18 protein-coding genes are annotated in these 22,121 nt (G+C 64.6%); 12 read left to right on the top strand and 6 right to left on the bottom strand.

Features of this window, described 5'->3' with window-relative positions:
- Window positions 1-12: 12 nt before the first annotated feature.
- The 5 genes from AB3L03_RS07035 (at window position 13) to AB3L03_RS07015 (ending at window position 4,682) form a co-directional block, all read left to right on the top strand.
- Complete coding sequence (locus tag AB3L03_RS07035) at window positions 13-1,257, top strand: ABC transporter substrate-binding protein (RefSeq protein ID WP_018456991.1); 1,245 nt, start codon at window positions 13-15, stop codon at window positions 1,255-1,257.
- A gap of 192 nt (window positions 1,258-1,449) precedes the next feature.
- Entirely contained in the window at window positions 1,450-2,283 is an 834-nt protein-coding gene (locus AB3L03_RS07030; RefSeq protein ID WP_018456990.1) for a branched-chain amino acid ABC transporter permease, read from the top strand.
- Window positions 2,283-3,266 (top strand): branched-chain amino acid ABC transporter permease, encoded by a 984-nt coding sequence (locus AB3L03_RS07025; protein ID WP_018456989.1) that lies wholly within the window; start codon window positions 2,283-2,285, stop codon window positions 3,264-3,266. Before AB3L03_RS07030 ends, AB3L03_RS07025 begins: the two co-directional genes overlap by 1 nt.
- Window positions 3,263-3,994, top strand: coding sequence for an ABC transporter ATP-binding protein (locus AB3L03_RS07020; protein ID WP_018456988.1), 732 nt, complete (start codon window positions 3,263-3,265; stop codon window positions 3,992-3,994). Before AB3L03_RS07025 ends, AB3L03_RS07020 begins: the two co-directional genes overlap by 4 nt.
- A complete protein-coding gene (locus AB3L03_RS07015; RefSeq protein ID WP_018456987.1) occupies window positions 3,978-4,682 on the top strand; it encodes an ABC transporter ATP-binding protein in 705 nt (234 codons plus the stop codon). The genes AB3L03_RS07020 and AB3L03_RS07015 overlap by 17 nt, the downstream gene beginning before the upstream one ends.
- Before the next feature lie 183 nt (window positions 4,683-4,865).
- On the opposite strand, the gene AB3L03_RS07010 is transcribed toward AB3L03_RS07015, so the two are convergent.
- Window positions 4,866-5,534 (bottom strand): aldolase, encoded by a 669-nt coding sequence (locus AB3L03_RS07010; protein ID WP_085385872.1) that lies wholly within the window; start codon window positions 5,532-5,534, stop codon window positions 4,866-4,868.
- A 103-nt stretch (window positions 5,535-5,637) separates the two neighbouring features.
- On the opposite strand from AB3L03_RS07010, the gene ltnD reads away from it, so the two are divergent.
- The 6 genes from ltnD to AB3L03_RS06980 all read left to right on the top strand — a co-directional run bounded on the left by ltnD (window position 5,638) and on the right by AB3L03_RS06980 (window position 15,114).
- The gene (gene ltnD / locus AB3L03_RS07005) at window positions 5,638-6,555 is read left to right on the top strand and encodes an L-threonate dehydrogenase (protein ID WP_085362313.1); all 918 of its coding nucleotides are present in this window, start codon (window positions 5,638-5,640) and stop codon (window positions 6,553-6,555) included.
- Between the two features lie 17 nt (window positions 6,556-6,572).
- On the top strand, window positions 6,573-7,355 hold the full coding sequence (gene otnI / locus AB3L03_RS07000; RefSeq protein ID WP_368508377.1) for a 2-oxo-tetronate isomerase: 783 nt from the start codon (window positions 6,573-6,575) through the stop codon (window positions 7,353-7,355).
- Window positions 7,352-8,641 (top strand): 3-oxo-tetronate kinase, encoded by a 1,290-nt coding sequence (gene otnK / locus AB3L03_RS06995; RefSeq protein ID WP_368508376.1) that lies wholly within the window; start codon window positions 7,352-7,354, stop codon window positions 8,639-8,641. Before otnI ends, otnK begins: the two co-directional genes overlap by 4 nt.
- Before the next feature lie 166 nt (window positions 8,642-8,807).
- Window positions 8,808-10,499 (top strand): methyl-accepting chemotaxis protein, encoded by a 1,692-nt coding sequence (locus AB3L03_RS06990; RefSeq protein ID WP_368508375.1) that lies wholly within the window; start codon window positions 8,808-8,810, stop codon window positions 10,497-10,499.
- 246 nt (window positions 10,500-10,745) lie between these two features.
- Complete coding sequence (locus AB3L03_RS06985; RefSeq protein ID WP_368508374.1) at window positions 10,746-13,925, top strand: efflux RND transporter permease subunit; 3,180 nt, start codon at window positions 10,746-10,748, stop codon at window positions 13,923-13,925.
- Entirely contained in the window at window positions 13,912-15,114 is a 1,203-nt protein-coding gene (locus tag AB3L03_RS06980; protein WP_204510634.1) for an efflux RND transporter periplasmic adaptor subunit, read from the top strand. The genes AB3L03_RS06985 and AB3L03_RS06980 overlap by 14 nt, the downstream gene beginning before the upstream one ends.
- A 106-nt stretch (window positions 15,115-15,220) precedes the next feature.
- Here the strand turns inward: AB3L03_RS06980 and AB3L03_RS06975 are convergent, their stop codons facing one another.
- Window positions 15,221-16,738 (bottom strand): acetyl-CoA acetyltransferase, encoded by a 1,518-nt coding sequence (locus AB3L03_RS06975; protein ID WP_368508373.1) that lies wholly within the window; start codon window positions 16,736-16,738, stop codon window positions 15,221-15,223.
- Between the two features lie 115 nt (window positions 16,739-16,853).
- Window positions 16,854-17,987 carry a nitronate monooxygenase gene (locus AB3L03_RS06970; RefSeq protein WP_204510636.1) on the bottom strand — a complete coding sequence of 378 codons (1,134 nt, stop codon included), beginning with the start codon at window positions 17,985-17,987 and terminating at the stop codon, window positions 16,854-16,856.
- 306 nt (window positions 17,988-18,293) lie between these two features.
- Between AB3L03_RS06970 and yghU the strand changes: the two genes are divergently transcribed.
- Complete coding sequence (gene yghU, locus AB3L03_RS06965; protein ID WP_204510637.1) at window positions 18,294-19,175, top strand: glutathione-dependent disulfide-bond oxidoreductase; 882 nt, start codon at window positions 18,294-18,296, stop codon at window positions 19,173-19,175.
- Window positions 19,176-19,224: 49 nt separating this feature from the next.
- On the opposite strand, the gene AB3L03_RS06960 is transcribed toward yghU, so the two are convergent.
- The 3 genes from AB3L03_RS06960 to AB3L03_RS06950 all read right to left on the bottom strand — a co-directional run bounded on the left by AB3L03_RS06960 (window position 19,225) and on the right by AB3L03_RS06950 (window position 22,047).
- A complete protein-coding gene (locus AB3L03_RS06960; protein WP_027516797.1) occupies window positions 19,225-20,502 on the bottom strand; it encodes an acyl-CoA dehydrogenase family protein in 1,278 nt (425 codons plus the stop codon).
- A 273-nt stretch (window positions 20,503-20,775) separates the two neighbouring features.
- Window positions 20,776-21,156: a VOC family protein gene (locus AB3L03_RS06955; protein WP_204510638.1), complete on the bottom strand. Its 381-nt coding sequence runs from the start codon at window positions 21,154-21,156 to the stop codon at window positions 20,776-20,778.
- A 111-nt stretch (window positions 21,157-21,267) separates the two neighbouring features.
- Window positions 21,268-22,047: an SDR family NAD(P)-dependent oxidoreductase gene (locus AB3L03_RS06950; protein WP_204510639.1), complete on the bottom strand. Its 780-nt coding sequence runs from the start codon at window positions 22,045-22,047 to the stop codon at window positions 21,268-21,270.
- Between the last annotated feature and the right edge of the window lie 74 nt (window positions 22,048-22,121).

Below are 22,121 nucleotides of genomic sequence, written 5' to 3'. Positions count from 1 at the left end.
GGGGACTTTGCCATGACGATCACTCGCCGCGACGTATTGTTGGGAGCCACCGCTACGGCCGCGCTAGTGCCGCTGGCAGCGCGCGCACAGACTTCGGAAGTCGTGATCGGCGTGATCTATCCGTTCTCCGGCGGCAGCGCACAGCAGGGCGTCGACGCGCAGAAGGCCTATGAAACCGCGCTCGAGGTCATCAACAAGGACACCGATTTCGACCTGCCACTGGCGAAGGGCGAGGGCCTGCCGGGTCTCGGCGGCGCAAAGGTCCGCCTCGTTTTCGCCGACCACCAGGCCGATCCGCAGAAGGGCCGCGCCGAGGCCGAGCGCCTGATCACGCAGGAGAAGGTCTCCGCCATCATCGGCACCTATCAGAGCGCGGTCGCCGTCACCGTCAGCCAGATCTGCGAGCGCTACCAGATCCCGTTCGTCTCGGCCGACAACTCCTCGCCCAGCCTGCATCGCCGTGGCCTGAAATATTACTTCCGCGCCGCGCCGCATGACGAGATGTACTCGGCCGCCATGTTCGACTTCTTCGATGCCTTGAAGAAGAAGGGCACCAAGATCGAGACGCTATCGCTGTTCCACGAGGACACCATCTTCGGCACCGATTCCGGCAACGCCCAGGCCAAGATCGCCGGCGAGCGCGGCTACAAGATCGTCTCCGACATCAAGTATCGCGCCAACTCGCCCTCGCTCTCGGCCGAGGTGCAGCAGCTCAAGAGCGCCAACGCCGACGTGCTGATGCCCTCGAGCTACACCACTGATGGCATCTTGCTGGTGAAGACCATGGGCGAGCTTGGTTACAAGCCGAACGCGATCGTGGCGCAGGACGCCGGTTTCTCCGAGAAGGCGCTCTACGACGCTGTCGGCGACAAGCTGGAAGGCGTGATCTCGCGCGGCACCTTCTCGCTCGACCTCGCGCAGAAGCGTCCGATGGTTGGCAAGATCAACGAGATGTTCAAGACGCGGTCGGGCAAGGATTTCAACGACCTCACCTCGCGTCAGTTCATGGGCCTGATCATCCTCGCCGACGCCATCAGCCGCGCCAAGTCGACTGACGGCGAGAAGATCCGCGACGCGCTGGCCGCCACCGACATCCCGGGCGAGCAGACCATCATGCCCTGGAAGCGCGTCAAGTTCGACGAGATGGGCCAGAACAACGACGCCGACCCGGTGCTGCTGCAATATGTCGGCGGCAAGTTCGTCACCATCTTCCCGCCGCAGGCCGCGATTGCCGAGGCGATCTGGCCGATGAAGTGAGCGCTGCGGGAGCACAGATCGTAGCTCCCGCCCTCATCCTGAGGAGCGGGCGCAACCCGCGTCTCGAAGGACGAGGGCTGGGCCATCCTTCGAGACGCGCGCGGTGCGCGCTCCTCAGGATGAGGACGTAGTTCGGGGGACAGACTTTTGACAGCCCAAACCATTATCCAAAGTCTCGCGAGCGGCCTCCTCATGGGCCTGCTCTACGGACTGATCGCCGTCGGCCTCGCGCTGATCTTCGGCCTGATGGACGTCGTGAACTTCGCTCACGGGGAGTTCCTGATGATCGCGATGTATGTGAGCTTCTTCCTGTTCACGTTCTTCGCCATCGACCCCTTGCTGTCGGCGCCGCTCGTGGCCGCCGCGCTGTTCGTATTCGGAGCGGTCGTCTATCTGTTGATCGTGCGCTTCGCCATGCGGGCCAAGGCCAACGCGGGCATGGTGCAGATCTTCTCCACCTTTGGCCTCGCCATCGTGATGCGCGGCCTCGCGCAGTTCTTCTTCACGCCTGACTATCGCAGCGTTCCGCAGTCCTGGCTCGGCGGCAAGACGATCTCGATCGCCGGCGTCTTCCTGCCGGAGCCGCAGCTCATGGGTGCGCTGGTTTCGATCCTGGCCTTTGCTGGCCTCTACTTCTTCATCCATCGCACCGATTTCGGTCGCGCGCTGGAGGCCACCCGTGAAGATCCCGGCGCGGTGGCCCTCGTCGGCATCGACAAGAACCGCGTGTTCGCGCTCGGCTGGGGGCTTGGTGCCGCGCTGGTCGGCCTCGCCGGAGCGATCATGGCAAGCTTCTTCTATATCTATCCCGACGTCGGCGCGTCCTTTGCGCTGATCGCCTACGTCACGGTCGCGCTCGGCGGCTTCGGCAGCGTGTTCGGCGCGTTCGCCGGCGGGATCATCGTGGGCCTCGTCGAGGCCACCACCGCGCTGGTGCTGCCGCCGTCGCTGAAATCGGTCGGCATCTACGCCGTCTACCTGCTGGTCGTCTTCATCCGGCCGCGTGGCCTGTTCGGATCGATGTGATGGACAAGGATTTTGCCGCGCGGCGCCGCCGCGACCTCATCATCGCCGCGGTGCTGACCGCCCTGGCGGCGCTCGCTCCGCTGTTCATCAAGGACGTCTACGTCCAGAACATCCTGATCCTGACCTTGATGTATGCGGCGCTGTCGCAGAGCTGGAACATTCTCTCTGGCTATTGCGGGCAGATCTCGCTGGGACATGCGCTCTATTTCGGCATCGGCGCCTACACCACCGAACTCCTGTTCACCAAGTTCGGCGTGCTGCCATGGTTCGGTATGCTCGCCGGCGGCGCGGTCGCGGCCGCGATTGCGATGGGGCTCGGCTATCCCTTCTTTCGGTTGCGCGGCCATTACTTCGTGATCGCGACCATCGTTATCGCCGAGATCGGGCTGCTGTTGTTCCAGAATTGGGAATGGGCGGGGGCTGCGATGGGAATCACCATTCCGGTGCGCGGCGACAGCTGGCTGAAGTTCCAGTTCATGCGCAGCAAGCTGCCTTACTTTTATTTCGCGCTGGTGCTGTGCAGCCTCGCCTGGTTCGTCACCTGGTGGCTGGAGGACTCCAAATGGGGCTTCTGGTGGCGCGCGGTAAAGGACAATGCGGAAGCGGCCGAGAGCCTCGGTGTCGTCGTGTTCAACTCCAAGATGGGCGCGGCCGCCGTCTCCGCTTTCCTCGTCGCCATCGGCGGCGCCTTCTATGCCCAGTTTCTCGCCTATATCGATCCTGAAAGCGTGATGGGCTTCCAGTTCTCGCTGCTGATGGCGTTGCCCGCCGTGCTTGGCGGCATCGGCACCCTGTGGGGACCCGTGTTAGGGGCGGCCATCCTGATCCCGATGACGGAGCTGACGCGCTCCTATATCGGCGGCTCCGGCCGCGGCGTCGACCTCATTGTCTACGGCACGCTGATCGTGCTGATTTCGCTCGCCCTGCCGCAGGGTCTGGTGAGCCTGTTCTCTCGTGCGAAGCGGAAGGGAGCCACGCGATGACCCCGCTGCTTGAAACCCGCGGCGTCTGGCAGCGTTTCGGCGGCCTCGTCGCCAACAGCGACGTCTCGATCTCTGTGGGTCGCGGCGAGATCGTCGGCCTGATCGGCCCGAATGGTGCCGGCAAGTCGACGCTGTTCAATCTCATCGCCGGCGTGCTGCCGCCGACGCAAGGCTCGATCTGGTTCGACGGCGAGGATGTCACCAGCATGCCGGCCGCCGAGCGCTGCCAGCGCGGCATCGGGCGCACCTTCCAGGTCGTCAAGAGCTTCGAGACCATGACGGTGATCGACAACGTCATCGTCGGTGCGCTGGTGCGCAACACCGTGATGCGCGAGGCACGCCGCAAGGCGCATGAGGTGCTCGAATTCACCGGCCTTGCTGCGCGCGCCAACGTGCTCGCGAGCGACCTCGTGCCGGCCGAAAAGCGCCGCCTCGAAGTCGCGCGCGCGCTTGCGACTGAACCAAAGCTGCTGCTGCTCGACGAAGTCCTCACTGGTCTTACGCCGACCGAGGCGCAGACCGGTGTCGCGCTGGTGCGCAAGGTGCGTGACGCCGGCATCACCGTGCTGATGGTCGAGCACGTCATGGAGATCGTGATGCCGCTGGTCGATCGTGCCATCGTGCTCGACCTCGGCAAGGTGCTGGTCGAGGGCAAGCCCACTGAAATCGTCCGCGATCCCAAGGTGATCAGCGCATATCTGGGAGATCGTCATGCTGTCGGTGCGTGAAGTCACGACCGCCTATCAGGGCCTGGTCGCGATCTTCGCGGTCAGCATCGAAGTCGCCAAGGGCGAGATCGTCTGCGTCGCCGGCGCCAACGGCGCGGGCAAGTCGACGCTGCTGAAATCCATCGCCGGCGCCGAGCGCCCGCGCTCGGGCACGGTGACGTTCGACGGCAAGCGCCTCGACGGCATGGCGCAGCACCACATCACGGCGACCGGCATCGCCTATGTGCCGGAGAACCGCCGCTTGTTTCCGCGCCTCTCCGTGCGCGACAATCTGCGCCTCGGCAGCTATCTCTACCGCGGCGAGGCCGACCGCGAGAGCCCACTCGATCTCGTGTTCCAGCTGTTTCCGCGCCTCTCGGAACGGCTCGAACAGCGCGCCGAGACGCTAAGCGGCGGCGAGCAGCAGATGCTCGCGATCGGCCGCGCGCTGATGACGCGCCCGCGGCTGTTGATGCTGGACGAGCCCTCGCAGGGCATCATGCCGAAGCTGGTCGACGAGATTTTCCAGGCCGTGAAGCGCATCCGCGATGCCGGTATGACCGTCTTGATCGTCGAGCAGCGCATGGCGGAGTGCCTGGAAATTGCTGACCGCGCCTACATCCTGCAAACCGGCCGCGTGCTGATGCAGGGTGCGGCAAGCGAGATCAAGGGCAATCCCGACGTGCGCAAGGCGTATTTGGGGCTGTAGTTGCGAAGCGTTGGGCACACTCGCGCAACACACTCGGCGTCATCGCCCGCAAAGGCGGGCGATCCAGTATTCCAGAGGCCGTTGTGATTGAGCCGAGAAGCCGCGGCGTCTGGATTCCCCGCCTTCGCGGGGAATGACAGCGGTGAGTAGGGCGGTGTTAGTTCGCCCACGGCTGCACGAGGCTCAATGCCCATGCTCCGGCAGCGATACCCCAAACACCTTCACCAGATCATTCACCTGCGCCGGCGACAGGTAGCGCGGGTTCATCCCGCGCAGCAGCAGGTACAGCCTCGCCGTCTCCTCCAACTCCTCGGTCGCGAACACCGCTGCTTCCAGCGTGTCGCCAGCGACGACCGGGCCGTGATTGGCGAGCAGCACGGATGAGTATTTTCCCGCCAGCCCTTTGATCGCATCGGCGACCGCGGGATCGCCGGGGCGATAATAGGGGACGAGCGCGGTGGCGCCGCATTTCATCAGATAATAGGCCGTCATCGGCGGCAGCGCGGCGCGCGGGTCGATCTCCGGGAGCATCGACAGCGCGACCGAATGGGTGGAATGCAGGTGCACGATCGCCCTTGCGCTCCCGCGCGTGGCGTAGAGTGCATTGTGCAGCGGAACTTCCTTGGTCGGCGCATCGCCCGAAACCAGTCGGCCCTGATCGTCCAGCCGCGACAGTTTTGCGGGATCGAGGAAGCCGAGCGAGGCATTGGTGGGCGTCACCAGCCAGCCGCCGCCGTCCAGCCTGACGCTGATATTGCCGGAGGAGCCGGGCGTCAGCCCACGCTCGAACAGGGACCGTCCGAAGCGGCAAATGTCTTCGCGCAGCAATGTCTCGTTGCTCATGCCCGTCATGTCCGTTTGTCTCACGCTTTGGCAGCGCGGCCAAGCCGTGTTATTCGGTTGCCAAGCTGCCGCAAAGGGTGGCCCTCCGGGAAACGTCGCAAGGATCAGTTGCATGTCTGCCTCCACGTCACAGAATCAGCGCATCGCCGTCATCGGGCTCGGCTCGATGGGGTTTGGCATGGCGACCTCGCTGAAGCGCGCCGGTCATGTCGTCACCGGCTGCGACGTCTCGGCTGATGCGGTGGCGCGTTTCGTGACGGAGGGCGGCGCGGGCGCCAAGACGCCGGCCGAAGCTGCCAAGGGCGCCGACATCGTCGTCAGCGTCGTCGTCAATGCGGCGCAGACCGAGACCATCCTGTTCGGCAAGGATGGCGTCGCGGAAACCATGGCCAAGGACAGCGTCTTTCTGTCGTCGGCGACCATGGATCCCGACGTGGCGCGGCGTCTCGCCAAGCAGTTGGAGGCGACCGGCCGGCACTATCTGGATGCGCCGATCTCCGGCGGGGCGCAGCGCGCAGCGCAGGGCGAGCTGACGATTCTCGCTTCCGGCAGCCCAGCTGCGTTCGAGAAAGCAAGGCCCGCGCTCGATGCCATGGCCGCAAAGCTCTACGAACTTGGCGATGCCGCAGGCCAGGGCGCCGCCTTCAAGATGATCAACCAGTTGCTCGCCGGCGTGCATATCGCCGCCGCCAGCGAGGCGATCGCATTCGCGGCCAAGCAGGGTCTCGACATCCGCAAGGTTTATGAGGTGATCACGGCGTCCGCCGGAAACTCCTGGATGTTCGAGAACCGCATGCCGCACGTGCTCGACGGCGATTACACCCCGCGCAGCGCGGTCGAGATCTTCGTCAAGGACCTCGGCATCATCCAGGACATGGCACGCAATGCCAGATTTCCGGTTCCGGTCTCCGCCGCAGCACTTCAGATGTTCTTGATGACGGCAGCCTCCGGCATGGGCCGCGACGATGATGCGTCGGTGGCGCGGATGTATGCGCGGGTCACCGGCGTGAAACTGCCCGGCGACAAGTAAAGGATAAGAGGATTCCGATGCCCCGTTTTGCCGCCAATCTCTCGATGATGTTCACCGAGGTGCCGTTCCTCGACCGCTTCGACGCCGCTGCCGCAGCCGGCTTCACCGCAGTCGAGTTTCTCTTTCCCTATGAGCATTCGGCCGAGGCGGTCGGCGAGCGGCTCAAGCGCAACGGCTTGACTCAGGCGCTGTTCAACCTGCCGCCGGGCGACTGGAATGCCGGCGAGAAGGGCTTTGCGGCACTCCCGTCGCGATTCCCCGAGCTCAAGGCGAGCCTGGAGACCGCGCTGCCCTACGCCAAGGCGACCGGCGTCAAGCGGCTGCATTTGATGGCGGGCATCGCCAACCGCGGCGAGCGGGTTGCTATCGAGGCGTTCTACAAATCGGTGGAGTGGGCCGCCGAGTTCTTTGCGCCGCACGGCATCGACATCGTGCTCGAGCCGATCAATGCACGCAACGTGCCCGGCTATTTCCTCAACGATTTCGGCTTCGCGCGCGACCTGATCCAGGAGCTGCGGCTTCCGAACCTGAAACTCCAGTTCGACATCTATCACTGCCAGATCATCCATGGCGACGTTACGATGCGGCTGCGTGAGATGATGCCGGTCATCGGCCACATCCAGATCGCCAGCATCCCCTCGCGCAACGAGCCTGATGGCGAGGAGCTGAACTATCCGTTCCTGTTCGACGAACTCGACCGGCTCGGTTATGCCGGTTTCGTCGGCTGCGAATATAATCCGCGCGGCAAGACCACCGACGGCCTTGCCTGGTTCAAGCCTTATGCGGGAGTGAAGCCGTGACAGTTGCAGCGAAAATATCCCTTGGCTGCATTGCCGACGACTACACCGGCGCCTCCGACCTCGCCAACACGCTGACGCGCGCCGGCCTGCGCACGGTGCAGACTATCGGCGTGCCCGCGGACGATCTCGCGCTGCCCGAGGTCGACGCCGTCGTGGTGTCCTTGAAGAGCCGTTCGATCGAAGCCGGTCTTGCCGTATCGCGCTCGCGCGCGGCGGACAAATGGCTGCGCAGCCGTGGCGCCGGCCACGTGCTGTTCAAGATCTGCTCGACCTTCGATTCCACCGATGCCGGCAATATCGGCCCGGTGATGGACGCGCTGCGCGCCGATTGCGGCGAGACGGCCGTGCTGGTGACGCCGGCCTTTCCGGAGACCGGCCGCACCGTCTACCAGGGCAATCTGTTCGTCGGCGCCGTGCCGCTGAACGAGAGCCCGCTGAAGGACCATCCGCTCAACCCGATGCACGATTCCAACCTGGTCCGCGTGCTGGCGCGCCAGAGCAAGGCGCAAATCGGCCTGGTCGACCTCGCCATCGTCACGCGCGGCGCGGATGCCGTGCGGGCGCGGCTGGCCGAACTCGCGGGCAAGGGCATTGGCGCGGCGATCATCGACGCCGTGTTCGATCGCGACCTCGAGACCATCGGCCTCGTCGCTGCCCAGCATCGGCTGTCGGTTGGCGCGTCCGGCATGGGTCTTGGGCTGGCACGAGCGCTGGTGTCGACAGGGAAGGTCAAATCGACAGCGGCGAGCAGCGAGGCGGGGGCGGCGGTCGGCGGACCGGCGGCGTGCCTGGCCGGAAGCTGCTCGCAGGCGACGCTTCAGCAGATCGCCAATGCCGAGCGCGTCATGCCGGTGCTGCATCTCGATCCGGACCGTATTACTACGGGCGAGGACGAGGCGCAGCGCGCGCTGGCCTGGGCGAAACCGCGACTGGCCGACGGTCCGGTCCTGATCGCATCGAGCTCGACGCCCGATCAGGTCGCCGCGGTCCAGGCGCGCCACGGCCGCGACGCGGCCGGCCACGCCATCGAGCAGGCGATGGCCGACATCGCCGAGGGTCTGGTGCAGGCCGGCGTCAAGCGCCTGGTCGTTGCCGGCGGGGAAACATCCGGTGCCGTGGTCGACCGGCTGAAGATTCCCGGATTTCTCGTGGGAGTAGAGATCGCAGTCGGCGTCCCGGTGCTGCGCGCGGTCGGTGTCGAAAAAGGCGACATGCTGCTCGCCTTGAAGTCCGGAAACTTTGGCGGCCCGGAGTTTTTCTCCGACGCGCTTGGGCTCATGCGCTGAGCGCAGGGCATTTTTAGCGCCCTGTTCATTTGTTTCGGGCTTCGTACTCGTACGGAGTCGTCGTTAACATCTGCTCAGGTGCTCTCGTGTTGGATGTCGGTTCTGCTCCCTTAGGTTGATTCGTAAAAGTTCCGGACGCCGCCGCGCCAACGCAAAGAGACCGATTATGCTCGCCACCATTTCCATTCGTGCCAAGATCATCAGTGTCGTGGCGTTCCTGCTGGTCGCGATGGCCGGCATGGGCCTGCTCGCCGTCATGAAGATGCGGTCGATGAATGCCAACACCGTCGACATCACCACGAGCTGGATGCCCAGCGTGCGCGTGCTCGGCGACCTGCGTGCCGGCGTGATCACTTACCGCAACGTCATTCGAGAGCACATGCTGTCGGAAACGCTGGACGAGAAGCTCGCGATGGAAAAGACGCTCGCGACCGTGATCGAGGCCAATGCCAAATTCCGCAAGGCCTACGAGCCGATGATCACCTCTCCGGAGGAGCGGAAGCTCTACAACGATTGGGCCACGCTCTGGGAGGACTACAAGAAGGGCACCGAAGTTGTCATGGCGCTCTCGCGCAAGGAGGCCGGCAAGGTTCCGCATGAGGCCCAGGAGCTGAACACCAAGACGGTCAACAAGATCGGCCTTGAGGCCGACGCGATCCTGACCAAGGACATCGAGCTCAACACCAAGGGCGGAGACCAGGCCGCGCAGGATGCCGCCGACAGCTACTATTATGCCTTCATGCTGGTCGCGATCATTCTCGGCGCCGCCGTCCTTGTCGGCTCCGGCGTTGGCTTCTACCTGGTCCAGGACGTCTCGAACGGCATCAATTCGATCATCGAGCCGATGCAGGCGCTGGGCAAGGGCGAGCTTTCCGCCGAAGTCCCTCATCGCGGTGAGAAGACGGAGATCGGCGCCATGGCCGACGTGCTCCAGATCTTCAAGGAAGCGCTGATCGCCAAGAAGGCTGCGGACGAGGCTGCCGCTGCCGATGCAGAAGCCAAGATCGAGCGCGGCCGCCGCGTCGACAACATCACTCGCGAATTCGAGACGATGATTGGCGAGATCGTCCAGACCGTGTCGTCGGCCTCGACCCAGTTGGAGGCCTCGGCCTCGACGCTGACCTCGACCGCCGACCGCTCGCAGCGGCTGGCGACCACCGTTGCCGGAGCGTCGGAGGAAGCCTCGACCAACGTGCAGTCGGTGGCCTCGGCGACCGAGGAGATGGCCTCGTCCGTCGGCGAGATCAGCCGTCAGGTGCAGGAATCTGCGCGGATGGCGGGCGATGCCGTCGGCCAGGCCCGCGCCACCACCGAACGCGTCAGCGAACTCTCGAAGGCAGCCTCACGCATCGGCGACGTCGTCGAGCTCATCAACACCATCGCCGGCCAGACCAACCTTCTGGCGCTGAACGCGACCATCGAAGCCGCACGTGCCGGCGAAGCCGGCCGCGGCTTTGCGGTCGTCGCCTCCGAGGTGAAGGCGCTCGCCGAGCAGACCGCGAAGGCGACCGGTGAGATCGGCCAGCAGATCTCCGGCATCCAGGCGGCGACCAACGACTCGGTCGGCGCCATCAAGGAGATCTCGTCGACCATCGAGCGTCTGTCGGAGATCTCGTCGGCCATCGCGGCGGCCGTGGAAGAGCAGGGCGCTGCGACCCAGGAGATCGCCCGCAACGTCCAGCAGGCGGCGCAGGGCACCCAGCAGGTCTCCTCCAACATCACCGACGTGCAGCGCGGCGCAATCGAGACCGGCACGGCCTCCTCGCAGGTGCTGTCGGCGGCACAGATGCTCTCCAACGACTCCGGCCGGCTCAAGACCGAGGTCAGCAAGTTCCTGACCAACGTTCGCGCGGCTTAGGCCGGGCAGGCACGGAGTTGCTGAAAGCGGCGTCCTCGGGCGCCGCTTTTTTTATGGATGGACCGCGGCATCTGTCATCTTTCGGGGCGCGAGGTGCATATCTGGAATGCTATTTCGCAGTGCGATAGCAGGGAATTGACCGCTCGTGACGCAGTGCCGTTGGCCATTTGGGCGGTCTTCAGGTAAATCAACCGAGAAACCCGCGGGGGCGGTGTTTCCTGTCCCTGATCTGGAATTGCCCAACGAATGATTGCTCTGGTCCGTATTGCCCTGAGCCGGCCCTACACATTTGTCGTGCTCGCGCTCCTGCTCCTGATCATCGGACCGCTGGCGGCGCTGCGGACGCCGACCGACATCTTCCCGGACATCCGCATCCCTGTGATCGGCGTGGTCTGGCAATACACCGGCCTGCCGCCCGATCAGATGTCGGGCCGCATCACCACGCCGTTCCAGCGCGCGCTGACGACAACGGTCAACGACATCGAGCACATCACCGCCAATTCCTATAATGGCTTTGGCATCATCAAGATCTTCTTCCAGCCGAACGTCGACATCCGCACCGCCAACGCGCAGGTCACCGCGATCTCGCAGACGCTGATCAAGCAGATGCCGCCGGGCGCGACGCCGCCTCTGATCCTGAACTACTCCGCCTCCACCGTGCCGATCGTCCAGGTGGCGCTGTCGGGTGACGGGCTGACCGAGCAGAACCTCGCCGATATCGGCATCAACCAGCTCCGTACGCCGCTGGTCACCGTGCCTGGCGCCGCGATCCCGTACCCATTCGGCGGCAAGCAGCGCCAGGTCCAGATCGATCTCGACCCGACCGCGCTCCAGGCCCGCGGCCTGTCCGGCCAGGACGTCGCCAACGCGCTCGCGGCCCAGAACCTGATCACGCCGGTCGGCACCCAGAAGATCGGGCAGTTCGAATACATCATCCAGCTCAACAACTCGCCGCTGAAGATCGAGGAGCTCGGCAATCTGCCGATCAAGACCGTCAACGGCGCGATGGTCTATGTGCGCGACGTCGCGACCGTCAGGGACGGCAACCCGCCGCAGACCAACATCGTCCATGTCGACGGCAACCGCTCGGTGCTGATGATGGTGCTGAAGGCGGGCGCGACCTCGACGCTCGACATCATCGCGGGCATCAAGCAGAAGGTGATCGACGTCAAGGACCAGCTGCCGGACGCGCTCAAGATCGGCTTCATCGGCGATCAGTCGGTGTTCGTCCGCGGCGCCATCGAAGGCGTCGCGTTCGAGGGCGTGATCGCGGCGCTGCTCACCAGCGTCATGATCCTGCTGTTCCTCGGCAGCTGGCGCTCGACTGTGATCATTGCGGTCTCGATCCCGCTCTCGGTGCTCGGCGCCATCATTATGCTGTCGGCGATCGGGGAGACGCTGAACATCATGACGCTCGGCGGCCTGGCGCTCGCGGTCGGCATCCTCGTCGACGATGCCACGGTCACGATCGAGAACATCAACTACCATCTGGAGCAGGGCAAGCCGGTCGAGCAGTCGATCCTCGACGGCGCCAACCAGATCGTGACGCCGGCCTTCGTCTCGCTGCTCTGCATCTGCATCGTGTTCGTGCCAATGTTCTTCCTCACCGGCGTGGCGCGCTTCCTGTTCGTGCCGATGGCGGAAGCGGTAATGTTCGCGATGATCTGGTCGTTCCTGCTGTCGCGCACGCTGGTGCCGACCATGGCGAACTATTTATTGCAGGCGCATGTCCATCACGAGAACGGTCCGCCGAAGTCGCGCAATCCACTGGTCTGGTTCCAGCGCGGTTTCGAGGCTCGCTTCGAGCGCATTCGCGGCGGCTACCACAATTTCCTCGGGCTCGCGCTCGCGCACCGTCCGGTGTTCGTGATCGGCTTCCTCTGCGTGGTCGGCGCGTCCTTCGCGCTGGTCCCGTTCCTCGGACGCAACTTCTTCCCCGCGGTCGATGCCGGCAACATCCTGATGCACGTCCGCACCCAGGTCGGCACCCGCGTCGAGGAGACAGCGAACCAGCTCGCCGACGTGCAGAAGGCGATCCGCAAGCTGATCCCGGGTGAGATCGAAACGCTGACCGACAACATCGGCATGCCGATCTCCGGCATCAACATGACCTACGTCAACACCGGCGTGATCGGCCCGCAGGATGGCGACATCCAGATCAAGCTGAAGGAAGGCCACAAGCCGACCGAAGAGCATGTGCGCGTGCTGCGTGAGCAATTGCCGCGGCTGTTCCCCGGCGTCAGCTTTGCCTTCCTGCCGGCCGACATCGTCAGCCAGATCCTGAACTTCGGCGCGCCGGCGCCGATCGACCTGCAGATCCGCGGCGCCAATATCAGCGCCAACTTCGTTTATGCCAACAATCTGCTGGCCAAGGTTCGCAGGATTCCCGGCGTCGCCGATGCGCGCATCCAGCAGTCACCGAACAATCCGACCTTCAATATCGATGTCGACCGCACCCGCGCGCAGTATGTCGGGCTGACCGAGCGTGACGTCACCAACAGTCTCGTGGTCAACCTTGCCGGCTCCTCGCAGGTGGCGCCGACCTACTACCTCAATCCGGACAACGGCGTATCCTATTCGATCGTGATGCAGACGCCGCAATACCAGATGGATTCGCTCAGCGCGCTTCAGACGTTGCCGATCACGGCGGCCGGCAATTCGCAGTCGCCGATCCTCGGCGGCATCGCCGATATCAAGCGATCGACTTCGAGCGCGGTGGTCTCGCAATACGACATCCAGTCGATGGTGCAGATCTTCGCCACGACCTCGGGCCGCGATCTCGGTGCGGTCGCGACCGACATCCGCCAGGTGATCGCCGACACCGCCAAGGAGGTGCCGAAAGGCTCTTCCGTGGTGCTGCTCGGCCAGGTGCAGACCATGAACAGCGCCTTCACCGGCTTGTTGTTCGGCCTGCTCGGCGCGGTCGTCCTGATCTATTTCCTGATCGTCGTGAACTTCCAGTCCTGGTCCGATCCCTTCGTGATCATCACGGCGTTGCCCGCAGCACTCGCCGGCATCGTCTGGATGCTGTTCGCCACCGAGACGACGCTGTCGGTGCCGGCGCTGACCGGCGCGATCATGTGCATGGGCGTTGCCACCGCCAACAGCGTGCTCGTGATCTCGTTCGCCCGCGAGCGCTACGAAGAGCTCGGCGATCCCATCGCCGCGGCGCTCGAAGCCGGCTTCGTCCGGTTCCGCCCGGTGCTGATGACCGCGCTCGCCATGATCATCGGCATGGCGCCCATGGCGCTGGGGCTCGGCGAGGGCGGCGAGCAGAATGCGCCGCTCGGCCGTGCCGTGATCGGCGGCCTGATCTTTGCAACCTTCGCCACGCTGATGTTCGTTCCCGTGGTGTTCAGTATGGTACACAAGAAGCAAGGCGCCAAAGGCGCCGCCTCCCTGGAGCCCCCGCATGTCGCCCACTGAACCCCGCTCCCCGGTGTCGCACCGGAAACTGGGCATTTTCGGCGTGGTGGCGCTAATCGCGGCCGGCTTGGTCGTGGGCACCGGCATCCGCGCCCGCGAGGAGCAGGGCTCCAAATTGAAGGCATGGACCGATGACCAGGCTGTTCCCAGCGTCGCGGTGACGCTGCCTAATGCCAAGGCTCTCAATGCGACCATCGACTTGCCGGGCCGTCTCGAAGCCTATTATCGCGCGCCGATCTTTGCCCGTGTTCCCGGCTATCTCAAAAGCTGGAGCGCTGACATCGGTGCGCGGGTGAAGGCCGGTCAGGTGATCGCCGAGATCGAGGCGCCCGACCTCGACCAGCAACTGCTTCAGGCCCGCGCCGACCTCGCCAGCCAGCAGTCCAGCGCCAGGCTGTCGGAAGCCACCCTCAACCGCCGCAAGACGCTGGTCGCCTCCAACTTCGTCTCCGCGCAGGAGATCGACGAGCGTACCGCCGATCTCTCCAACAAGAACGCGGCGGTTCGCTCGGGCCAGGCCAACGTCGAGCGCCTCGAAGCGCTGGCCGGTTACAAGAAGATCACCGCTCCGTTTGACGGTGTGGTCACGGCGCGCGACACCGACGTCGGTGCGCTGATCAATTCAGGCGGCGGCTCGGGCCCGGCAATGTTCGTGGTCTCCGACATCACCAAGCTGCGCGTCTACATCAACGTGCCCCAGAACTACGTGCCCGCGATCAAGATCGGCGCCAAGGCCGCCATCGTGCTGCCGGAGTATCCGAACCGGACCTTCCAGGCGGCGGTGGAGGCCTCCTCGCAGGCGGTTGACGTCGCCTCCGGCACGACGCGCATGCAGCTCGGTCTCGACAATTCCTCAGGCGAGCTGATGCCCGGCGGCTATGCTAGCGTGAAGCTCAGCCTGCAGCGCGACGCCGCGCCGCTCAGCATTCCCGCCAGTGCGCTGATCTTCAACGGCAGCGGCCTGCGCGTCGCAACCGTCGGTCCGGACGACAAGGTCCTGTTCAAGCCCGTGACCATCGCCCGCGATCTTGGCAAGGAGATCGAGCTCGCCTCGGGAATTGCAGCGGATGACCGCGTCATCACGGCACCACCGGACGGCCTCTCCGACGGCGACCAGGTCCGCGTGACCGGCGCCGGCGCCAAGGGCAAGCCCGCGACGGCGTCGGAGAAGCAGGCGCCGAAGGGGTAGCCTCGGTTTCGTAGGGTGGGCAAAGCGAAGTGTGCCCACCATCTCTCTGCGATCCTAAAAGATTGGTGGGCACGGCGCAAGAGCGCCTTTGCCCACCCTACGAGAGCTACGCCACCCTCCATTCCGGCACGCCATCTACCGTCATCGTGATCTCGCCGAGCGAACCCACCGGCGTGCGATCCATGTCGAGCAGATGCGCCAGCGTTGCCGCATCGCTCGCGGGAATCCGCGCCAGCGTGCGCCTATCGTTTTCCGTCCGCAGCATCACCACGCCATGCTCGACCTCGCCGCCGCGGCCGTAGAGCACCGTAAAGCTCTCCACCTTGCCCTTGCCTGAGACATCCGTGACGAACTCCGGCACCGCGCGCTTGTTGCTGTCCGCCGCCGCCTGCACGCTCGTCTCCTGTGCCAATGCTTCACGCGGCGGCGCCTTCGACACCACCAGCGCATGATGCTTGGTGACGAAGCCGCCCTGGCCGTAGAGCAGGCCGAGCTTTGCGCCGTCGCGCACGCGCCGGACCATCGCGCAGGCCGCGTGCGTCATGTAGGTGTTGAGCGGCGCGCCGAAGAAGGTGAGGCCGCCAGTCACGGTCGGCTGCACGTCCGCGCCTAGGCCCAGCGTCCGCCGCGCCATCTTGGGCACGCACGGGAAACAGCTATAGAGCTCGATCGCGTCGAACTTCCTGCCGTCGCCGCCGGCGAGATCCATCACGGCCTTCAAAACGGCGTTCTGCGGATGGCTCTCGTAAAACTGGTCGCGCAAGAGATAGTCGCGCGGCTCCTCGGCCGAGGCGCCGCCGAGCGGATAGACCAGTCTGTCATCGGCGATGCCGGCCGCACGCGCTTTGGCGAGGCTGGTCAGCAGCAGCGCACCGCCCATGTTGACGCTCGGGTTGGCAACCATGAGCTTGTTGTAGGGCCAGGCGATCAGGCGGTTGTCCGCCGTCGGTGTCGTGATCTCCTCCGGCGCATAGCGCCGCTTCAGCCAGGCATTTGGGTTTTGCGCGGCAGCTTCCGAATAGCGCGACCACAGCACGCCTGACTCTGCCATAGCCTCGCGCGGCGTCTGTCCCCAATGGGCGGACGATGCCGCTTCGTAGAACGGATAGACGGTGACGGGGCGGAACACGCCGAGCTTCACGGCCAGCGGCTTCTGGAACGCCGCGCCGCGCTTCGGCTCCTCGACGTCGTGGGCGAACGGGGTCCATGGCAGCTTTGCCCCGGCGCGCTCCGCCTTGGTCGCCGTCGACTGTGCCTCCGCGCCGCAAACCGCAGCGACGCTGCATTCGCCGCGCGCAATGCGCTTTGCTGCCTCGTGGATGTAGCGGATCGGGCTCTCGCCGCCGACCGGGCCGTAATAGCAATGCGAAGGCGTGATGCCGAGCCGTTGCGCCAGCAGCTTCTCCGGATCGCGATAGCGCCAGCTCAGGAAGTTGACGATATCGAGCGATTGCACCTCGTCGAGCAGCTTTGCGCCGGCATCTGCTTCCGCGCGCCGCAGCGCCTGTTCGAGCAGGTCGAGCGGCTCGAGGCCATCGGTGACCTCCTTGGGACGGTCGACGATCTCGCCGACGCCGACGATGACGGGGATGCGGTCTTCGGGGGTATGCTTCTTATCTGTCATGCTTCAATTCACGATGTCAGTTTTTTGTCATTGCGCGCGTAGCGAAGCAATCAGGGTCTTTCCGCGATGGTAGTCTGGATTGCTTCGCTGCGCTCGCAATGACGGTGTGTGGCAATCACTCCGCCACCAGCGCATTCATGTGCTCGACGGCTTCGGCAAACTCTTCCTTGAACTCCTGCACCACCGCACCGGCCGACTTCACGCTGTCGATCAGCCCGACGCCCTGGCCGACGAAGTAACTCACGAGATCGCGCGCCTTGGCGTTGCCGCCCGCCGCGGCGCGGTCGATCGAGTTGAAGGCGTCGCGGCTGACGATACTTTGCAGCGGCATCGGCAATGCGCCGGGGCTCTCGGCTGCGCGCTCCCAGGCGTCGGTCCAGACCGAACGAAGTTGCCGTGCCGGCTTTCCAGTGCGGCCCTTCGAGCGCACCGCATCGCGCGACGATGCCGCGATCATCTTCTCGCGAAAGATCTCCGTGGTCTCGGACTCGACGGTCGCAAGCCACACCGAGCCGGTCCAGGCGCCCGCGGCACCCATCGCCATGCAGGCCGCCATCTGTCGTCCCGTCATGATGCCGCCGGCCGCCAGCACCGGCACGTCGCGGATATTCTTGATCGCCTTGATCACCTCGGGCACCAGCACCATGGTCGAGACCTCGCCGCAATGGCCGCCAGCTTCGGTGCCCTGGACCACGAGGATATCGACGCCGGCCGCGACCTGGCGCAGCGCGTGCTCCTTGGCGCCGACCAGGGCCGCGACCGGCACGCCGTGCTTCCTGCCCATCTCGATCATGGCCTTCGGCGGCACGCCGAGCGCATTGGCGATCAGGCGGATCGGGTGGTTGAACGAGACCTCCAGCAGCTCCAGCGCGGTCCTGCCATCGAACGGCTGCGGCTGGTTGTCGGCGACCTCGGTGGTCGTGAGTTCGATGTCGTATTTCTTCAGGAGATTGCGCGTGTAGTTGCGGTGCTCCTGTGGCACGCGCCCCTCAAGGCTCTTCCAGGTGACGTCCTTCTCGCCCGCAGTCGAGATGTTTTCGGGGATCAGCACGTCGATACCGTAGGGCTTGCCGTCAACGTGCTTGTCGATCCATCTCAGCTCGCGTTCGAGCGTATCCGGCGTGTGCACGGTAGCACCCAATACGCCAAACCCACCGGCGCGGCTGACAGCCGCGACGACATCGCGGCAATGGCTGAAGGCGAGCAGCGGGAAATCGATGCCCAGCATGTCGCAGATCGGCGATTTCATCGTTCTCTCCCGGCGGCCTCGCGTTGCTGTTGTCGCAATCTTGAGCGAAGGCTCGTCGACGCTAGACCATCGTCTTGCGCTATGCCAATCCGGATTTGGCAGCGCATCTTGCGTGCACACGCCGTGTTGCGCGAAGCCGTACGCCCGGCTCTGACAGATGCGGCTTCTCGTGATGGCCGTCCTCGGCTACGTCGGATGCATGACGCGGTCGCGAGGCCCGCGCCGGACGCAGGGCCGGCAGGGCTTGCCATCGGCCGTCCGTGGGCTAATTAATGCAGACGCATCTTTTTCGCCGGAGCCCTCCCCATGACCGACACCCCCGCCTACGTGCCGCCGAAAATCTGGACCTGGAACAAGGAGAACGGCGGGCAGTTCGCCAGCATCAACCGTCCCATCGCCGGTCCCACCCACGACAAGGAGCTGCCGGTCGGCAGGCATCCCTTCCAGCTCTATTCGCTGGCGACGCCGAACGGCGTCAAGGTCACCGTGATGCTGGAGGAGCTTCTGGCGCTCGGCCACAAGGGCGCGGAGTACGACGCCTGGCTGATCAGAATCGGCAACGGCGACCAGTTCGGCAGCGGCTTTGTCGACATCAATCCGAATTCCAAGATCCCGGCCCTGATGGACCGCTCCGGCCCGGAGCCGATCAGGGTGTTCGAGTCCGGCTCGATCCTGTTCTACCTCGCCGAAAAGTTCGGCGCCTTCCTGCCGAAGGACATCAAGAGCCGCACCGAGGCGATGTCGTGGCTGTTCTGGCAGATGGGCAGCGCGCCCTATCTCGGCGGCGGCTTCGGCCATTTCTATGCCTACGCGCCGACCAAGATCGAATATGCCATCGATCGTTTTGCGATGGAGACCAAGCGGCAGCTCGACGTGCTCGACCGCCGGCTCGCCGACAACGAATATCTCGCCGGCAGCGAATACACCATCGCCGACATGGCGGTGTGGCCCTGGTACGGCGCGCTCGCCAAGGGGCTGGTCTACGGCGCCGGCGAATTCCTGTCCGTGCAGGACTACAAGCACGTGCAGCGCTGGACCGACCAGATCGCCAAGCGCCCGGCCGTCAAGCGCGGCCGCATGGTCAACCGTGTCTCCGGAGATCCCGCCAGCCAGCTTCACGAGCGGCATGACGCTAGCGATTTCGAGACCAAGACGCAGGACAAGATCGGCGAGGTGGCCGCGTCGTAGCCCCTTCGCCTCTCCCCGCGTGCGGGGAGAGGGGAAGAGAGGCAGTTGTTCACGCCATGCTCAGCTCGTGGCGTCCCACCACCATCCAGTGCACCTCGTCCGGACCATCCGCGAAGCGGAGATGGCGCACGTCCTGATACATCTCCGCGAGCGGGGTCCAGTGCGAGATGCCCGTGGCGCCGTGCATCTGGATCGACTGGTCGATGATCTTGCAGGCTCGCTCCGGCACCATGGCCTTGACCATGGAGACCCAGACGCGGGCCTCCTTGTTGCCGAGCACGTCCATGGCCTTGGCGGCCTTCAGCACCATCAGCCGCATCGCCTCGATCTCGCAGCGCGCCTGCGCGATGATCTGCATGTTGCCGCCGAGATGGGCGATCTTCTTGCCGAAGGCTTCACGGGTGAGGCCACGCTGCACCATCAAATCGAGCGCCTTCTCGGCCTTGCCGATAGTGCGCATGCAGTGATGGATGCGGCCCGGGCCTAGCCGAAGCTGCGAGATCTCGAAGCCGCGGCCTTCGCCGAGCAGAATGTTCTCCTTGGGCACGCGCACGTTGTTGAAGCGCATGTGCATGTGGCCGCGCGGCGCGTGGTCCTGGCCGAACACGTACATGGGACCGAGCACCTCGACGCCGGGCGTGTCGCGCGGCACCAGAATCTGCGACTGCTGCTTGCTCGGCGCCGCATCCGGGTTGGTCTTCACCATCACGATGAGGATCTTGCAGCGGGGATCGCCTACACCGGAGATGTAATACTTCTCGCCGTTGATGACCCATTCGTCGCCAACGAGCTTTGCGCTCGTCGAGATGTTCTTGGCATCGGAGGAGGCGACGTTCGGCTCGGTCATGACATAGGCGGAGCGGATCTCGCCGTTCATCAGCGGCTTCAGCCACTTCTCCTTCTGCTCCTTGGTGCCGACGCGCTCCAGCACCTCCATGTTGCCGGTATCAGGCGCCGAGCAGTTCATGCTCTCCGATGCCAGTGGGCTCTTGCCGAGCTCGGATGCGATATAGGCGTAGTCGAGATTCTTCAGGCCCTGGCCGGTCTCGTCGTCGGGCAGGAAGAAGTTCCAGAGGCCTTCCTGCTTGGCCTTGTTCTTGGCCTTCTCCAGCACCTCGAGCTGCTTCGGCGTGAAGCTCCAGCGATCCTCTTTGCCTTCGCCGGCCTTGGCGAATTCGATCGACATCGGCTCGACGGTGTCGCGGATGAACTTCCTGACGTGATCGTAGAGCGGCCGGACCTGGTCCGACATCCTGAGGTCGTTGAGCTCGTCGCCGGGATTGAGGGTGTAGTTGGTGGTGCGGGGAATATAGGTGTGTTTTGTCATTGTTCCTCCCGGGGTCGCTGAGATCGCGTTGCGCCGGAGAATAGTCGCAGCGTCGCCAAAGTGCGAGCGCGCATTTTTTCCAACGCGAGCCATGCCATGCGATGGAATATCGCGGACGTTTGAAATGTTGTTTGAATGGGCGGCATTCTCGCTGTCATCGCCCGACTTGATCGGGCGATCCAGTACTCCGAGGCGTATGTGATCTATCGAGAAGCTGCGGCGTACTGGATGCCCCGGTCAAGCCGGGGCATGACAGCGGTGGTTGCGGCCGGCCTAGCTTGCCATCCGGTGCATCGCGCAGATCTTGTTGCCGTCGAGGTCACGCAAATAGGCAATATAGAGGTTGACGCCCGGGCCTTGACGGACACCAGGAGGATCTTCGCAAGGAACGCCGCCGGCGGCGATGCCGGCCGTATGCCATGCATTGACCTGTTCCGGCGAGTTGGCGGCAAAGCCGATGGTGCCGCCATTCGCAGGCGTCGCCGCTTCGCCGTTGATCGGCTTCGTCACCGAGAACACGCCCGTCTTGGTGATGTAGAAGATCCGACGGCCGTCGACGCGCGCCGGCCGCACTTCGAGCGTGGAGAGCAAATTGTCGTAGAACGTCTTGGCCTTGTCGAGGTCGTTGGTGCCGATCATCACGTGTGAAAACATTTGCCGTTCCCCTCATTATGATTTGTAGCCCGGATGGAGCGAAGCGTAATCCGGGTCTTGTTTGCTTTTGGCGGTCCCGGATTGCGCTGCGCGCCATCCGGGCTACGAGAATCAGAACGCCGTATAACCGCCGTCGATCACGAACGTATCCGCCGTGTGGTACGACGAGGCCTTGCTCATCAGATACACCGCGATGCCGCCGAAGTCGCTGGCCTCGCCGAAGCGCCGCACCGGAATTCGCGGCATCACGTTGGCGACGAATTTCTCGTTGGCCATCAGGCCCGAGGTCATGTCGCTCTTGATCCAGCCCGGCAGGATCGCGTTCGCGGTGACGCCGTGACGCGCCAGCTCGACGCCGAGCGCACGCACCAGCGCGTTGATCGCGGCCTTGGTCGCGGCATAGTGCTCGTTGCGCGCGGTGCCGAAGATCGAGGCGAGGCTCGAAGTCGCCACCAGCCGGCCGAAGCGATCGCCGGCCTCGGCGCGCGCGGTCATGTGTTTTGCGGCAGCCTGGAACGCGTGGAACACGCCGTCGAGATTGGTCGCAAACATCGTGCGCCATTCTTCCTCGGTGCGTTCGATAAAGGAGCGCCGGCCGCCGCCGCCGATGCCGGCATTGGCGAAGCAGCCGTCGACCCGGCCGAATGTGTCGAGCGTGGCCTTCATCGCGGCGTTGACCGAGGTCGGGTCGGTGACGTCGCAGACCCGCGTGTCGACCTTGCCTGATAGCCCGGCCAGGCTCGCGGCAGCGGCCTTGTTCTTGTCAGCATTCCGGCCCCAGATCGAGACGTTGCAGCCCTGGCCGGCGAGCGCCTGCGCGATGCCCAGCCCGATGCCGCCATTGCCGCCGGTGATCACGGCGACGCGTCCCGAAAGGTCGAAAAGGTTCATGGCGCGTTTCCTGTTTTTGCATCGTGCGCATCAGCCGCTGCGCGCAAGATTGCTTGCTATGCTCCGATCACCAT

Origin of the sequence: Bradyrhizobium lupini (assembly GCF_040939785.1) — a bacterium.
In the GTDB taxonomy this organism is placed as follows: Bacteria; Pseudomonadota; Alphaproteobacteria; order Rhizobiales; family Xanthobacteraceae; genus Bradyrhizobium; species Bradyrhizobium canariense_D.
The sequence above is the reverse complement of the archived record's forward strand: the minus strand, read 5'-3'. Positions and strand labels throughout refer to the sequence as shown.

Coding starts and splice junctions, on each gene's coding strand:
- AB3L03_RS07035 (WP_018456991.1), top strand. CDS start 13: ATGACGATCACTCGCCGCGACGTATTGTTGGGAGCCACCGCTACGGCC.
- AB3L03_RS07030 (WP_018456990.1), top strand. CDS start 1,450: ATGGGCCTGCTCTACGGACTGATCGCCGTCGGCCTCGCGCTGATCTTC.
- AB3L03_RS07025 (WP_018456989.1), top strand. CDS start 2,283: ATGGACAAGGATTTTGCCGCGCGGCGCCGCCGCGACCTCATCATCGCC.
- AB3L03_RS07020 (WP_018456988.1), top strand. CDS start 3,263: ATGACCCCGCTGCTTGAAACCCGCGGCGTCTGGCAGCGTTTCGGCGGC.
- AB3L03_RS07015 (WP_018456987.1), top strand. CDS start 3,978: ATGCTGTCGGTGCGTGAAGTCACGACCGCCTATCAGGGCCTGGTCGCG.
- AB3L03_RS07010 (WP_085385872.1), bottom strand. CDS start 5,534: ATGACGGGCATGAGCAACGAGACATTGCTGCGCGAAGACATTTGCCGC.
- ltnD (WP_085362313.1), top strand. CDS start 5,638: ATGTCTGCCTCCACGTCACAGAATCAGCGCATCGCCGTCATCGGGCTC.
- otnI (WP_368508377.1), top strand. CDS start 6,573: ATGCCCCGTTTTGCCGCCAATCTCTCGATGATGTTCACCGAGGTGCCG.
- AB3L03_RS06990 (WP_368508375.1), top strand. CDS start 8,808: ATGCTCGCCACCATTTCCATTCGTGCCAAGATCATCAGTGTCGTGGCG.
- AB3L03_RS06985 (WP_368508374.1), top strand. CDS start 10,746: ATGATTGCTCTGGTCCGTATTGCCCTGAGCCGGCCCTACACATTTGTC.
- AB3L03_RS06980 (WP_204510634.1), top strand. CDS start 13,912: ATGTCGCCCACTGAACCCCGCTCCCCGGTGTCGCACCGGAAACTGGGC.
- AB3L03_RS06975 (WP_368508373.1), bottom strand. CDS start 16,738: ATGACAGATAAGAAGCATACCCCCGAAGACCGCATCCCCGTCATCGTC.
- AB3L03_RS06970 (WP_204510636.1), bottom strand. CDS start 17,987: ATGAAATCGCCGATCTGCGACATGCTGGGCATCGATTTCCCGCTGCTC.
- yghU (WP_204510637.1), top strand. CDS start 18,294: ATGACCGACACCCCCGCCTACGTGCCGCCGAAAATCTGGACCTGGAAC.
- AB3L03_RS06960 (WP_027516797.1), bottom strand. CDS start 20,502: ATGACAAAACACACCTATATTCCCCGCACCACCAACTACACCCTCAAT.
- AB3L03_RS06955 (WP_204510638.1), bottom strand. CDS start 21,156: ATGTTTTCACACGTGATGATCGGCACCAACGACCTCGACAAGGCCAAG.
- AB3L03_RS06950 (WP_204510639.1), bottom strand. CDS start 22,047: ATGAACCTTTTCGACCTTTCGGGACGCGTCGCCGTGATCACCGGCGGC.